Source organism: Amycolatopsis magusensis (assembly GCF_017875555.1).
GTDB lineage: Bacteria > Actinomycetota > Actinomycetes > Mycobacteriales > Pseudonocardiaceae > Amycolatopsis > Amycolatopsis magusensis.
The window spans coordinates 7,285,307-7,298,491 of sequence record NZ_JAGGMS010000001.1 but is presented as its reverse complement, the minus strand read 5'-3'; the positions used below and the strand labels follow the sequence as shown (position 1 = coordinate 7,298,491).

At 71.7% G+C, this 13,185-nt stretch carries 10 protein-coding genes and 1 pseudogene; 7 read left to right on the top strand and 4 right to left on the bottom strand.

Annotated elements, in window-relative coordinates; genetic code table 11:
* Nucleotides 1–3 precede the first annotated feature (3 nt).
* The 3 genes from JOM49_RS32365 (at nucleotide 4) to JOM49_RS32355 (ending at nucleotide 5,488) form a co-directional block, all read left to right on the top strand.
* The gene (locus tag JOM49_RS32365; RefSeq protein ID WP_209667964.1) at nucleotides 4–2,823 is read left to right on the top strand and encodes an ATP-binding protein; all 2,820 of its coding nucleotides are present in this window, start codon (nucleotides 4–6) and stop codon (nucleotides 2,821–2,823) included.
* 513 nt (nucleotides 2,824–3,336) lie between these two features.
* Nucleotides 3,337–4,029 carry a LuxR C-terminal-related transcriptional regulator gene (locus JOM49_RS32360; protein ID WP_245369546.1) on the top strand — a complete coding sequence of 231 codons (693 nt, stop codon included), beginning with the start codon at nucleotides 3,337–3,339 and terminating at the stop codon, nucleotides 4,027–4,029.
* Between the two features lie 202 nt (nucleotides 4,030–4,231).
* Nucleotides 4,232–5,488, top strand: coding sequence for a cytochrome P450 (locus JOM49_RS32355; protein WP_308159076.1), 1,257 nt, complete (start codon nucleotides 4,232–4,234; stop codon nucleotides 5,486–5,488).
* On the opposite strand, the gene JOM49_RS32350 is transcribed toward JOM49_RS32355, so the two are convergent.
* The gene (locus tag JOM49_RS32350) at nucleotides 5,455–5,844 is read right to left on the bottom strand and encodes an STAS domain-containing protein (protein WP_209667962.1); all 390 of its coding nucleotides are present in this window, start codon (nucleotides 5,842–5,844) and stop codon (nucleotides 5,455–5,457) included. The two genes, JOM49_RS32355 and JOM49_RS32350, sit on opposite strands and share 34 nt — an antisense overlap.
* A 139-nt stretch (nucleotides 5,845–5,983) precedes the next feature.
* Between JOM49_RS32350 and JOM49_RS32345 the strand changes: the two genes are divergently transcribed.
* Both JOM49_RS32345 and JOM49_RS32340 read left to right on the top strand, forming a co-directional pair.
* The gene (locus JOM49_RS32345) at nucleotides 5,984–6,604 is read left to right on the top strand and encodes an L-threonylcarbamoyladenylate synthase (protein ID WP_209667961.1); all 621 of its coding nucleotides are present in this window, start codon (nucleotides 5,984–5,986) and stop codon (nucleotides 6,602–6,604) included.
* 19 nt (nucleotides 6,605–6,623) lie between these two features.
* Nucleotides 6,624–7,484, top strand: a complete 861-nt coding sequence (locus JOM49_RS32340) for a hypothetical protein (protein ID WP_209667960.1) — start codon at nucleotides 6,624–6,626, stop codon at nucleotides 7,482–7,484.
* 13 nt (nucleotides 7,485–7,497) lie between these two features.
* On the opposite strand, the gene JOM49_RS32335 is transcribed toward JOM49_RS32340, so the two are convergent.
* The 3 genes and pseudogenes from JOM49_RS32335 to JOM49_RS32325 all read right to left on the bottom strand — a co-directional run bounded on the left by JOM49_RS32335 (nucleotide 7,498) and on the right by JOM49_RS32325 (nucleotide 10,097).
* Nucleotides 7,498–8,322: an ABC transporter permease gene (locus tag JOM49_RS32335; protein WP_209667959.1), complete on the bottom strand. Its 825-nt coding sequence runs from the start codon at nucleotides 8,320–8,322 to the stop codon at nucleotides 7,498–7,500.
* Nucleotides 8,309–9,190: pseudogene (locus JOM49_RS32330) on the bottom strand (ABC transporter ATP-binding protein); the annotation flags it as partial. The pseudogene JOM49_RS32330 and the gene JOM49_RS32335, both read right to left, overlap by 14 nt.
* Nucleotides 9,191–9,443: 253 nt before the next feature.
* Nucleotides 9,444–10,097 carry a dioxygenase family protein gene (locus tag JOM49_RS32325; protein ID WP_245369545.1) on the bottom strand — a complete coding sequence of 218 codons (654 nt, stop codon included), beginning with the start codon at nucleotides 10,095–10,097 and terminating at the stop codon, nucleotides 9,444–9,446.
* A gap of 115 nt (nucleotides 10,098–10,212) precedes the next feature.
* On the opposite strand from JOM49_RS32325, the gene JOM49_RS32320 reads away from it, so the two are divergent.
* Together JOM49_RS32320 and JOM49_RS32315 are read left to right on the top strand one after the other, a co-directional pair.
* Nucleotides 10,213–12,747: a LuxR C-terminal-related transcriptional regulator gene (locus tag JOM49_RS32320; protein WP_209667957.1), complete on the top strand. Its 2,535-nt coding sequence runs from the start codon at nucleotides 10,213–10,215 to the stop codon at nucleotides 12,745–12,747.
* Nucleotides 12,748–12,896: 149 nt separating this feature from the next.
* Nucleotides 12,897–13,151: a WhiB family transcriptional regulator gene (locus tag JOM49_RS32315; protein ID WP_209667956.1), complete on the top strand. Its 255-nt coding sequence runs from the start codon at nucleotides 12,897–12,899 to the stop codon at nucleotides 13,149–13,151.
* The last annotated feature ends 34 nt before the right edge of the window (nucleotides 13,152–13,185 follow it).

The window sequence follows — 13,185 nt, the reverse complement described above, 5'->3', positions numbered from 1 at the left end:
ACCATGTTGTTCGAGCGGGACGCCGAACTCGCGCTGGTGGGCGGGGCGCTGCGCGCCGCCACGGCGGGCGAGTCCGCGCTGATCCTGCTGCGCGGGCCGCTGGGCATCGGCCGGTCCGCGTTGCTGCAGCGGCTCCCCGGGCTGGTCACCGGGTCCGACGCCAGGGTGCTGCGGGCGAACGCGGCGCCGATGGAGCAGGACTTCGCCTTCGGGGTGGTGCGCCAGTTGTTCGACAGCCTGCTGGCGGGCACGCCGGAGGAAGCCCGCGAGCACTGGATGACCGAACGCGCCGGGTTCGCCAAGCTGGTGTTCGCCGACGACGCGATGCCGCCCGCGGAAGCCCACGACGTCGCCCAGTCCGAGGCCGTGCTGCACGGGCTGTGCACGCTGCTGGCCAACGTCGGCGAGGAAACCCCGCTGTTGCTGCTGGTCGACGACCTGCAGTGGGCGGATGTGCCGTCGCTGCGGTGGTTCGCCTACCTCGCGCGGCGGTTGCAGGGCCTGCGCGTGGTGGTGGTCTGCACGCTGCGCGACGGTGATCCGCGCGCGCAGCACGCGCTGGTGCGCGAGGTCGCCGACGCCGCCACGCGGGTGCTGACCCCGGCGCCGTTGTCCGTCGAGGCCACCAAGGAAGTCATCCTGGGGCACTTCGGCGAGGCGGCCGACGAGGAGTTCGCCTGCGCCTGCCACGAATCCTCCACCGGCAACCCGCTGTTCCTCAACTCCATGCTGTTCAGCCTGGTCGCCACCGGCTGCCGCCCGGAAGCCGCGCAGGCGCAGCAACTGCGCACGCAGCGGCCGTCGAAACTGCGGGAGCGGGTGGAAAGCGGGCTGCGCAACCAGCCGCGGCCGGTGCGCGACCTGGCCGCGGCCATCGCCACCTTCGGCGAGCAGGGCGATCCCGAGCTGATCGCGCGGCTGGCCGGGCTCGACGCGATCGGTTTCGCCGGCGCGCTGCGCTCGCTGCACCAGCTCGGCCTGCTGGCCACCGAGCAGGAACCGCGGTTCTTCCATCGCGTGGTCCAGGACGCGGTCGAGTCGTCGATGACCGTGGTCGAGCGCGAGCGGCTGCACGATTCGGCCGCCGCCCTGCTCTACCGCTTCGGCGCGCCCGCCGAGCAGGTGGCGGCGCAGCTGATGGCGGTGACCGTTTCGCGTCAGCCGTGGTCGGTGGTGGTGCTGCGTGCCGCCGCCGACACCGCCCTGCGCCGCGGCGCGCCGGACACCGCCGCCCGGTACCTGCGGCGCGCGCTGCTGGACAGCTCCACCGAGGGCGAGGACCGCGCGCGGCTGCTGATCGACCTGGCCACCGCCGAACGCGGGTTCGACCCCGCCGCCTGCGAACGCCATGTCTCCCAAGCGGTTCCGCTGCTGACCACCCCGCGCGACCGGGCCGCGGCGGTGCTGCGGATCGCGCCGACCGTGCTCGGCGCGCCACCGGCGTCGATGATCGACCTGATCGGGCAGGTGGCCACCGACCTGGGCAGTGCGGACACCTTGGACGGTTCGGCGCGGGAAATCGCGCTGCGGCTGGAAGCCCGCCTTCGCCACGCCGGGCACGAGGACCCGGCGGAGCTGGCCTCCTCCAGCGAACGGCTGCGTGGGCTCGGGGAAAGCCCGCCGATGCGCTCGGGTGCCGAACGCGAGCTGATCGTGGTCCTGCTGCACGCCGCCACGATCAGCGCCCGGCGCCCGGCCGCCGAACTGGCCTCGCTGGCGAACCGGATCCTGGAACGGGAACCGGCCACCCCGTCGCACGTGCACACCGCGCTGCCACTGCTGGTGCTCACCCTCATCGCGGCGGATTCGGTGCAGGGCATCAGTTCCTGGCTCTCCATCGAGCGGCAGGCACGGCGCCAGCACGTGACCGTGGCCGACGCGCTGGTCCACGTGGAGCATTCGCTGGTGCTCACCGCGCGGGGCAGGCTGCCGGAGGCGCGGGACCAGGCCGAGCGCGCGATGCAGCTGGTCGACGCCGACTGGCACGAGGTCAGCGCGTGCGCCACGGTCTCGCTGGCCGCGGTGGCACTGGAACTGCGCGACATCGAGCTGAGCAAGCGCATCGTCAGCGGCGTGGGCAGGCGGCGGTCGGAAAGCCTGAGCCTGAACGCGGTCTCGCAGATCCTGGAGTCCGCGATCGACGCGCACCAGGGCCAGTGGGTCAGCGCGCTGGACGGCCTGCTCACCGTGGGCAGGCTGCTGGAGGCCTCCGGCTGGCGCAATTCCTCGCTCTACCCGTGGCGGCCGTGGGCGATCAGCCTGCACCAGCGCCTCGGCGACCACGCCTCCGCGCTGGCGCTGGCCGAGGAGGAGCACGCCTGGGCGGAATCGTGGGGCGCGGCTTCGGCCGTCGGCCGGGCACTGCGGTTGCAGGGCTGGCTGCACGGCGGGGAACGCGGCGTCGAGCTGTTGCGTGACGCGGTGGGCACGCTGCGTGGTTCGGCCAACGACCTGGAACTGGCCAGGGCGCTGGTCCTGCTGGGCAGGCGGCTGGGCGAGTCGGCCGAGGCCGCGGCCGCGCTGCGGGAAGGCGCCGAACTGGCCACCGCCTGCGGGGCGAGCTGGCTGGTGGAACGCGCCCGGCCGGGCACCGCGGGCAAACCGGGCGCCGCGCCGGCCCCGAAGGCGACGCTGACCCGCACCGAGCGGCGGGTGGCCGAACTCGCGGGTACCGGCCTGACCAACGCCGAGATCGCCGACCGGCTCGGGGTGTCCTCCCGCGCGGTGGAAAAGCACCTGACGAATTCCTACCGCAAGCTCGGCGTGGCCGGCCGGGCCGGGCTGGCCGGGGCGATCTCGGCCGATGTGCCCGACGCGAGTTGACGAATAATTCCCGCTCCCCACGGGTGTCCGCGCTCACTAACCAGCTAGGGAAGTTCCGTCGTTTCCCGGCGGTAAACTCAATGTCAATCCGAGCGTTGAAAGCCGGATTCGGGCGCTGCGGCTAATCCACCGGTACGCCGGCCGGATGGTTCGGTGTCGGTCCCGCCGGTGTCGGTGGTACGGTACGGTCGACGGGGTAATCCCCTGGTGAACGGCGGTGTCGCCGCCGGTTGAACAGGGGTACGGGGGGACCGACCGTACCGAACCACCGAAGGGGTCCCCGTCGGCCCGTACTACTTCGACAAGTTCCCACAGGCTTCTCACCCAGTTACCGCCTTCATTGACGCCCCGCCGCCCGGCTGGCTAGTTTTCCAATACGACTTGACGGCGTAGAGCGCTCTAAGAAACGCAGGGCGGGAACTCACGCGGAACCGCCGCCGGGATTCGAAACACCGTTTTGAAATGGTGCTCCCGGCGTTGCTTCCTCGATGACCGAAGGGATGGGCACCTCACATGACGAGTGCAGCACTCGCGGAAGCCGGCCGGGCACCGGTCCGCGGCCTCGAGCACGAGATGACCGTGGACAGCGAGGCCCAGGCGCACGCCGAGAAGTCCGGGCTGATGGTGTGCCTGGACCAGGCGCTGCGGATCCAGCAGGCCAACCAGGAGTTCTTCCGCCAGTTCGGGATGGCGTCGGCGGACGTGTGCGGCCGCGGCTTCACCGAACTGGTCCACCCGAGCATGCAGCAGGCGCTGCGACGGCAGTTCGCCGGGCTCGTCGAAGGCAAGCGCCACCGCTTCGCCGCCCACGTGGTGCTGGTGCGGGCGGGCGGGGTGGCCTTCCCGGCGACGCTGACCGGCGTGGCCGTGCGCGGCGGGGCGCCGGAGGTCGGCGGCTCCACCACCATCCTGGTGATGATGCGCCCGGCGCAGGGCGCCGCGGACGCCGGTGTGGTGACCAACCGCAAGAAGATCCTGTCCGAAATGGACGCCCGGATCCTCGAGGGCATCGCGGCCGGGTTCTCCACCATCCCGCTGGCCTCGCGGCTGTACCTGAGCCGCCAGGGCGTGGAGTACCACGTCAGCGGCCTGCTCCGGAAGCTCAAGGTGCCCAACCGCGCGGCACTGGTTTCCCGCGCCTACTCGATGGGCGTGCTCAACGTCGGCATCTGGCCGCCGAAGGTGGTCGACGACTTCGTCAAGTAGTCCGGGGCCCGTCCCCCCCGCCCTGACCGGAGGCCATGACCCAGCGGGTCGTGGCCTCCTCCCAGTTCCCGGGAACCCGGGTGGATCGCCGGGTGGATCGCCGGGTGGATCATTGTGGGCTGCCGCACCCGGACCCATGGGGGTGTGGGCGGTTTGCCGGAGTCGGGGTACCGTCGGCGGCGTGGGGCAGCTTCGGACGCGAGTGAGTGCCTGGCTGGCACGCCGGTATCTCAGCAGGGTGCGCAAAAAGGGCTTCGACCTGTCGAAACTGGGGGTGTTCCCGGAGTCGGCGCTGATGCCGCTGCGCCGCGACGGGCTCGACCCGGTGCCCGAACTGGCGCGGCTGCGGGCGAGAGAACCGATCAGCAAACTCGACATCCCGTTCGGGGTGAACGTCTGGCTGGTTTCCGGTTACGAGGAGTCGAAGGCGGTGCTCAGCGACGCCGTCCGGTTCAGCAACGACTTCGCCAACCTGGTCGGGGAGAGCGGCGCGAACGCCGACGCCAATCCCGGCGGTCTCGGTTTCGCCGATCCGCCGGTGCACACCCGGCTGCGCAAGCTGCTGACCCCCGAATTCACCATGCGCAGGCTCTCGCGGCTCAAGCCCGGCATCGCCCGGATCATCGACGAGCGGCTCGACGCGATGGCCGCGGCCTCGGTGGACGGCCCGGTGGACCTGGTCGCGGAGTTCGCGCTGCCGATCCCGTCGCTGGTCATCTGCGAGCTGCTCGGCGTGCCGTATGAGGACCGCGAGGAGTTCCAGCACCTCAGTGTGTCGCGGTTCGACCTGTTCAGCGGCGCGGAGGCCTCGCTCGGCGCGATCTCGGAGTCACTGGAGTACCTGCTCGGCGTGGTCCGCAAGCAGCGGGAGAACCCGGGCGACGGCCTGCTCGGCATGATCATCAAGGAGCACGGCGACGAGGTCGACGACCGGGAACTCGCCGGTCTCGCCGACGGCGTGCTGACCGGCGGCTTCGAGACCACCGCCAGCATGCTCGCGCTCGGCGCGCTCGTCCTGCTGCAGGACGGCGACACGTTCAAGCGCATCCACGACGACGACGCGGCCATCGGCGGTTTCGTCGAGGAAGCGCTGCGGCACCTCACCGTGGTGCAGGCGGCCTTCCCGCGGTTCGCCAGGGAGGACCTGGAGATCGGCGGGGTGCGGATCGGCCAGGGCGACGTGGTGGTGTGCTCGCTCAGCGGGGCGAACCGCGATCCGAAGTTCGGGCCCGCGCTGGAGGACTTCGACGCCTTCCGCGCCCCGACCTCGCACGTGGCCTTCGGGTACGGCGTGCACCGCTGCATCGGCGCCGAGCTGGCGCGGATGGAGCTGCGGGCGGCCTACCCGGCGCTGGTCCGGCGGTTCCCCGACCTGCGGCTGGCGGTGCCCGCGCACGAACTGAGCTTCCGCAAGGTCTCGGTGGTCTACGGGGTGGAATCGCTGCCGGTGCTCGTCTGACTCAGCCGGCCGATGGCCTGCTCGACGGTGTCGTAGAGCTGCAGCAGGGTGACGACGCCGGTCGCTTCCAGCGCCCGCAGCACCGGCCGGGTGGCCCCGGCGACACGGAAGTCGACCCCGCGCTCGGCGGTCTCCCGGTGCACCAGCACCAGCGTGGCGATCCCGCTGCTGCCGAGGAACTCCACGCCGCCCAGATCGGCGACGAGCACGTCGGGCGGGGAGTGCAGGGCGCCGGCCAGTGCGGTGTCCCAGGTGGTCAGCGTGCCGAGGTCGATCTCACCGGCGGCGCGGACCACCACCACGCCCGCGGCGGGCCGTTCGGTCCGGACCTCGAGGGTCGTGCCTGGTCGGTCCACGGCGATACCTCACTCACCCGTGTGCGCCCGATCGCGCATTGTGACGGCTTGCCCGAAACGGTACGGGGTCCGGCCGGGCTCCGACAAGACTCGCCGCCCGGTCCGGCGCGCGGCGATCACCGTCTCTATGCTCCCCGCCATGGCCAGGTACTTCGACGTGCACCCCGACAACCCCCAGCGCCGGGCGATCGGCCAGGTGGTCCGGCTGATCCGCGAAGACGGCCTGATCGCCTACCCCACGGACTCGTGCTACGCGCTGGGGTGCCAGTTGGGGAACAAGAACGGGATCGACCGGATCAAGGAGATCCGCGCGCTCGACGACAAGCACCACTTCACCCTGATCTGCCAGGACTTCGCCCAGCTCGGCCAGTTCGTGCACGTGAGCAACGCGGTGTTCCGGCTGGTCAAGGCGGCCACGCCGGGTAAGTACACGTTCATCCTGCCGGCCACCAAGGAGGTCCCGCGCCGGCTGATGCACCAGAAGAAGAAGACCGTCGGCGTGCGGATCCCCGAGCACGTGGTCACCCAGGCGCTGGTCGCCGAACTCGGCGAACCGCTGCTTTCGAGCACGCTGCTGCTGCCGGACCAGGAAGAGCCGATGACCCAGGGGTGGGAGATCAAGGAGCGGCTCGACCACCAGGTCGACGCGGTGCTCGACTCGGGGGAGTGCGGGACCGAGCCCACCACGGTGATCGACCTGTCCGAGGGCGAGCCGGAGATCGTGCGCGTGGGCGCGGGCGATACCTCACGCTTCGAGTGAGGTGTGTTTTGCTGAACGGATGGACCTCGATTCGATAGCCGCCGAGCTGTACGCCGGGTCGCGTGAGGAGTTCACCGGCAGGCGCAACGAGCTGGCGGCCGAGGCGCGCAAGGCGGGGGACCGGGACCTGGCCGCCCGGATCAAGGAACTGCGCAAGCCGACGAGCGCGGCCTGGCTGACGAACCGCCTGGTCACCGCGCACCCGGACGAGGTCGAGGAGCTGACCGAGCTCGGCGGGTCGCTGCGGCAGGCGCACCGGGACCTGGCCAGCGACGACATCCGGGAGCTGTCGCACCGGCGGCGCGAGCAGATCAACCACATGCTCGGGCTGGCCCGCGAAGTGGCGCGGTCCGAGGGCGTGGCGATGAGCGAGTCGATCACGCGGGAGATCGAAAGCTCGCTCGAAGCCGCCGTCGCCGGGGAAGAAGCCGCGGCACAACTGGCCGCCGCCCAGCTGAGCACCGCGCTGACCCCGGACATGACCGACATGTGGCTGATGGCCGCCACCGCTTCGCCCCCGAAGGACCGGGAAAAGCCGAAGCCGAAGCCGGAAAAGAAGTCGAAAAAGGCGCCGGTCCACGACGAACTCGCCGCGAAACGCGCCGAAGCCGAACGACGGCGGCAGGAAGAACGTCAGCACGCCGAAGAACGCGCCAAGCGCACGGCCGCCGAACGCGACGCGGCCGAGCGCGAACTCGCCGAACTGGAAGAGGAAGCCGAAGAGCTCGGCACCCGCGTGGAAAACCTCGAAACCGAACTGGCGAAGCTGAAGCAGAAGCACCGAGAGGTCCGCAAAGCCGCCGCGGCCGCGGAAAAGGCCCTGGAAAAAGCGACCTCCGCCGCGGGTGCCGCCGACCGGGCCCTTTCCTCGCTGCGCTGACCGTCACCAGCCCTCAGAGCACGTCGCGGCGGTGCAGGAGCCAGCCACCCAGGGTGGTGAAGGTGAGCAGGTAGGCGGCGAGCACCAGTGTCGCCTGCAGGGGGCTGGTCAGTTCCGCCACACCCGGCGACCGCGTCGAGGCGCCCAGCGAGGCCACCAGCGAACCCGCGTTCGAACCCGGCAGGCCGAGCTGCAGGTCATTCACCCAGGGCAGCAGCGGCGCGGCCACGCCCAGCAGCAGGTTCTGCACCACCAGCAGCCACACCAGGCCCAGGCCCATCGGCAGCGCCACCCCGCGCATCCCGATCGCGAGCAGCGCGCCCAGCACCGCCCACGTCGAGGCGATCAGCCAGCCCGCGCCGACGCCGGTGACCAGGTCGCCCACCGCGGGCCACGTCATCGGCGAGCCTTCCGACAGGGCGATCGCCGTGCTCACCAGCGCGCCGGTGGCGAAGATCGTCAGCACCAGCACGAGCATCGCCGCGGCCAGTGCGACCAGCTTCCCGCCGTAGACCACCAGCCGTGACGGCCCCTGGGTGAGCACGGTCTTCCAGGTGCCCCAGCCGTATTCGGTGCCGACCGCGAGCACCCCGATGACCAGCGCGATGGCGCCGAGGAACACCGGGAGCCCGCCGATCGAGTTGCCGACGAGCTGGTCCGGCAGGGTGGCCGCGAGTCCGCGATCGCTGTTCGGTGCCCCGGCCGCGCCGGCGGCCCCGGCCAGCGGGAGCAGGTAGGTGAAGGTCAGCCCGAGCGCGGTGCCCACGGCCAGCATCAGCCAGTTCGCCGGCCGCCGCGCCAGCTTGGTCAGTTCCGCGGCGGTGCTACGCAGCAGCATGATCCCCACCCTCTCCGGTGAGTTCGAAGAACACCTGTTCCAGGTCGCGTTCGGTGACCCGCAGTTCGCTCACGCCCAGCCCCGCGGCGACCAGTTCGCCGTTGAGCCACGCCGCCTTCTCCGGCTCGGTGGTCAGTTCGAGGGCGCCACCGCGCACGCGGACCCGGTCCGCGCCGAGCAGGCGCGCGGCCACCTCGGCGGCGCGCGGCAGGGGATCGGCCACCACGTGCAGCACCGAACCACCCCGCAGTCCGGCCACGGTGTTCTCCGCGACCAGCTTGCCGCGCGAGACCACCCCGACGCGGTCGCAGATCTGCTGGACCTCGCCGAGCAGGTGACTCGACAGCAAAACCGTGCGCCCGCTCGCGCCGAGGTCGCGGATGAGCGCGCGCATGTCGGCCATGCCCGCCGGGTCGAGCCCGTTCGTCGGCTCGTCGAGCACCAGCAACCGGGGATCCTTGAGCAGGGCGGCGGCCACGCCGAGCCGTTGCTTCATCCCCAGTGAGTACGCGGCGTACCGGTCACCACCGCGCTCCCGCAGGCCGACCGTGTCCAGCACGGTCTCCACGCGGTCCTTCCCGGTGCCGGTGTAGCGCGCCAGCACGCGCAGGTTCTCGCGGCCGGAAAGGTAGGGGTAGAACGCGGGGGATTCGATGAGCGCGCCGACCGGCGACCGGTCGCCGTCGTCCCGGCCGAACAGGCGGACCTGCCCGGACGTCGGGCGCAGCAGGCCGAGCAGCACGCGCAGCGTCGTGGTCTTCCCGGCGCCGTTCGGGCCGAGGAAGCCGTAGACCTCGCCCGGCCGCACGGTCAGGCTCAGCCGGTCCACGGCGAGCACGCCGCCGTAGCGTTTCGTGAGTTCGCGGATGTCCACCGGGAGGTTCATGCCGGGAATGGTGGCCGCCGGGTGCGGCTCACCGCGTCGTGCGCGAGGCGGCACCCCGCGCTACGCCACCGGACGTAGCCGCGGGCACGAGAAAGGCCGGGGCCGCCATGGCCCCGGCCTTTCCCCTGCGGTGCGGGGCAGACTCCGGTCCGGCACGAAGGGGCCGTCCTCTGCCACGACCGCTCCGGGGCCATCGCCGGGCGGGAGTTCCGCCGCACCTGACCGGCGGGGACCCTCAGCTGATGTTCAGCACGAAGTCGAAGGTCGCCTCCCGGCCGCCCGTGGGGGCGTTCCGCACGGTCATCAGCAACCGCGGGTCGAAGAGCGGATCGGTGTTGTTGCGTGGTTCGTTCGGGAAGTACAGCTGTGTGGTCAGGATCGGCCTGCCGGGCGCCTGCACCTTCACGTGCAGGTGCCGCGTCCGGCCCGGGTAGAGCCCGGGCACAATGGTGGACAGGGTGAACTTGCCGTCGGCACCGGTGAACTGGTGCCCGCGGAAGTTGTAGCCCACGTTGTCGTAGCCGCCCTGGCTGTTGGCCTGCCAGAAGTCCAGCAGCGCCTGCGCCACCGGCAGGCAGGACCGGGTGAACACGTACCCGGTGACCAGCAGCCTGGTGCCCGGGGTCTGCGGCGTGACCAGGGTGGTGCGCCGCGGTGAGTTCGGCTTGAAGTAGGGGCCCTCCATCTGCGGGATGGTGGGGTCGTCACCGTCGTCGCACTCCGGCGTCGGTTCCAGGTTCTGCGGTACGGCGTCGGACTGCGCGGTGGGCATGGCGGCGCTGAGCGCGGCGGCCGCCGGGACGGCGAGCAGGCCGAGCTGCAGGGCGCGCTTGCGGGAAATGCCGTTCTCTGGCGTTTCCCCGGGGGGCAGGTTCGGGTCGTCGGTCATCGCGGGGTCTCCTTGTGGGTCGCGAGTGGTTCAGACCATGCAGGACGGAACGGAACCGTTGCAATGCGTAGCGCTACGGACTTAAATGTCCGGTCTTGCCGCGAAGGAGCCGAAGTTGACCGAGCAACTCGCGATGGTCGGGCGCGCTGACGCGCTGGCCGCGCTCGACGCCGTCGCCGCGCCCGCGCTGATCCTCGTCGGCGGGGAGGCCGGCATCGGCAAGACCCGCCTGGTGGCCGGGATGCGGGAGACCGGGCGGCGGCTGGCCGGGCGGTGTTCGCCGTTGCGCGAACCGTTGCCGCTCGGGCCGGTGGTCGAAGCGCTCGGCGTCGCCGGTGGTTTCCCCGCGTTGCGCCAGGTGCTCGACGACGCCGGTCCGGCTACGCTGGTCATCGAGGACCTGCACTGGGCCGACAACGCCACCTGGGAGTTCCTGCGGTACCTGTGCCCGCGGCTCCCACCGCGGCTGCGGGTCGTGGTGACCTATCGGCCGCGGGAAACGCGCCCGGTCGACCTCGCCGCCGGTGCCGCGTCGGCGGTGGAGATCGACCTGCGGCCGCTGGACAAAGCCGAAGCCGCGGAACTGGCCGCCGCGCACCTCGGCGTGCGGACCGTGTCCGCGGCCTTCGCCGACCGGTTGTACGAACTCACCGCGGGGGTGCCGTTCGTCATCGAGGAAGTGGTGCGCGCACTGCCCGATTCCACCGCGTTGTTCGGTGAGCTGCGGCCGTCGGTGGCGTTGCGCGGCTCGTTCGCCGAACGCCTCGGCCGGATTTCCGCGCAGGCGCGGAAAGTGGTGGTCGCCGCGGCGGTTTTCGCGGTACCGGTGGAGGAATCGCTTCTGGGCACACCCGAAGCGGTCGACGAGGCACTGGACGCCGGGTTGCTGGTGACGACCAGTCCCGGCCGGTTTTCCACGCGCCACGCGCTGGCTTCCCGTGCCATCGAGGACCTGCTCTCACCCGCCGAACGCCGTGCCGTGCACCGGAGTGCCGCCGACGCACTGGCTGCCGTCGAACCGGCGCCCGCGCTGCGCTTGGCCCACCACAGCCGCGAAGCCGGGCGGCTGGGGGACTGGGTGCGGTACGCGCTGGCGGCCGGTGAGCAGGCCTACCGGACCGGCGAAGGCGACGCCGTGGTCGACCAGCTGGCCGGGGCGCTGGCAGCACCCGGGGTGGCGCGGGACGACCGCCTGCGCCTGGCGACCCTGCTCGGCCGGGTGGCCGGGCACGGCAGCAGGCACGACGTCGCGATCAAGGCGCTCCACGGACTGCTCACCGAGGAGTTTTCCCCGGTGCAGCGCGGGGAAATCCGGCTCGCGCTGGCGATGCTGCTGTGCGGGCAGGGTTGTGACCGGCCCGCCGGACGGCACCAGCTCACCGTGGCGGCCGGGGAACTGGCGCCGCGCCCGGACCTCGCCGCCCGCGCCATGGCGGCGCTCGCGGTGGCCGGGGACGGCACGGAAGCCGTGGTGGACCGCCGGAAGTGGGCCGAACGCGCGCTGGCGCTGCTGGACCGGGTCGAGGATCGCGGGGTGCGCACCGCGGTCCGGGTCAACCACGCGACCGTGCTGCTCTACGCCGGTGATCCCGGCGGGCGGGCCGCGGCGGAGCGGGTGCTCGCCGAGCCGGGGGACCCCGCGCAACTGGCCAGGGGCGCGGTCAACTTCGCCGACGCGGCCGCCTGGCTCGGCCGCCCCGAGGACGCGCGCCGGATGCTCACGCGGGCGCGGGAACTGGCCGGTCCGGAAAAGGACGAATACCTGGCGACGGTGATGGCGGGCGCCCGGCTGCGGGCCGATTTCGCCGCCGGGGACTGGGCGGGGCTGGCCGACCGCGCCGAGGCGGTCCGCGTGGACGCCTGGCGGCTGCCCGAACTCGTCGCGGAGGCCCGGCTGGTGCTCGGTGAACTGGCGCTGGCGCACGGCGATCTGGTGACCGCGCGGCACGAACTGCACGCGGTGGCCGAGGTCGCCGCCCGTGACCTGTCCATGCCGATGCTGCTGGCCGCGCGGACCGCGCTCGCGCGGATCGATCCGGCGCCGCTGACCGATTTGCTGGCGGCGATCCGCAAACAGGACCTGTGGGTGTGGGCCGCCGATGTGGTGCCGCTCGTGGCGCGGTGTTCACCCCATGAAGCCGGTCAATTACTCAGCGAATTCCAGGCCGGAATCGACGGCCTGGACGCCCCGCTCGCGGCGGCCGCCGCCCATCTCACCAGCGGAATCGTGCACGGACGCGAAAACAGTTTCGTCACCGCCGTCGAAGGGTACTCGGGCCTCGGCCGACGGTATTCCGCCTTGCGCGCGACCGAGGCTCTGGCGGAATCGCGGCTACGAGGGAGGGACGAGAAAACGATGGTTCGCACGGTCGCCGAATACACCGCGCTCGGCGCTTCCTGGGACGCCGCCAGATGTGCGGAGACATTGCGGCGGCACGGTTTCCGGCTGCCGCACCGAAGAGGCAGACGGGGCTACGGACAGGCTTTGTCACCGCGGGAGAAATCGGTCGCCGAACTGGCCGGGCGCGGGCTGACCAATCGTCAGATCGCCGAATCGCTGTTCCTGTCCATCCGCACGGTCGAGGCCCACGTGGCCAGCGCGATGCGCAAGCGCGGCATCCGCGACCGGCGCCTGCTCGCCGGGGAATAACTTTCGCACCACCCGTGTTGGACGCGGTGTTCCCCGCACGGCCGCCGAAAATGGCGCGCGCAGTGCTGCCCTCGTCACGCAGAATCATCACGCAGAACCCAGGACCACCCGAGTTGCACCACCACCGTCCGGAAGGGGGCGGCTACACCATGGAATTCGCTGACTGGACCGAACGCGCCGCCTGCGGCGACCACGATCCCGAACTGTTCTTCCCGCTCTCCGACGTGGGCCCCGGGGCCCGGCAGGCGGAGCGGGCCAAGGCCGTCTGCGCCGGGTGCCCGGTTCGGACCCAGTGCCTGAGCTACGCGCTGGACCACGGCCTCGACCACGGTATCTTCGGCGGCGCCACCGAGCGCGAGCGCCGGGCGCTCAAGCGCGCCACCGCCGCGCCGCGGGCTGCCTGAGTCCACCGTTTAGTCCACGGTTTCAGTCCACAAA

Coding starts and splice junctions, on each gene's coding strand:
- JOM49_RS32365 (WP_209667964.1), top strand. CDS start 4: ATGTTGTTCGAGCGGGACGCCGAACTCGCGCTGGTGGGCGGGGCGCTG.
- JOM49_RS32360 (WP_245369546.1), top strand. CDS start 3,337: ATGACGAGTGCAGCACTCGCGGAAGCCGGCCGGGCACCGGTCCGCGGC.
- JOM49_RS32345 (WP_209667961.1), top strand. CDS start 5,984: ATGGCCAGGTACTTCGACGTGCACCCCGACAACCCCCAGCGCCGGGCG.
- JOM49_RS32340 (WP_209667960.1), top strand. CDS start 6,624: ATGGACCTCGATTCGATAGCCGCCGAGCTGTACGCCGGGTCGCGTGAG.
- JOM49_RS32335 (WP_209667959.1), bottom strand. CDS start 8,322: ATGCTGCTGCGTAGCACCGCCGCGGAACTGACCAAGCTGGCGCGGCGG.
- JOM49_RS32325 (WP_245369545.1), bottom strand. CDS start 10,097: ATGACCGACGACCCGAACCTGCCCCCCGGGGAAACGCCAGAGAACGGC.
- JOM49_RS32315 (WP_209667956.1), top strand. CDS start 12,897: ATGGAATTCGCTGACTGGACCGAACGCGCCGCCTGCGGCGACCACGAT.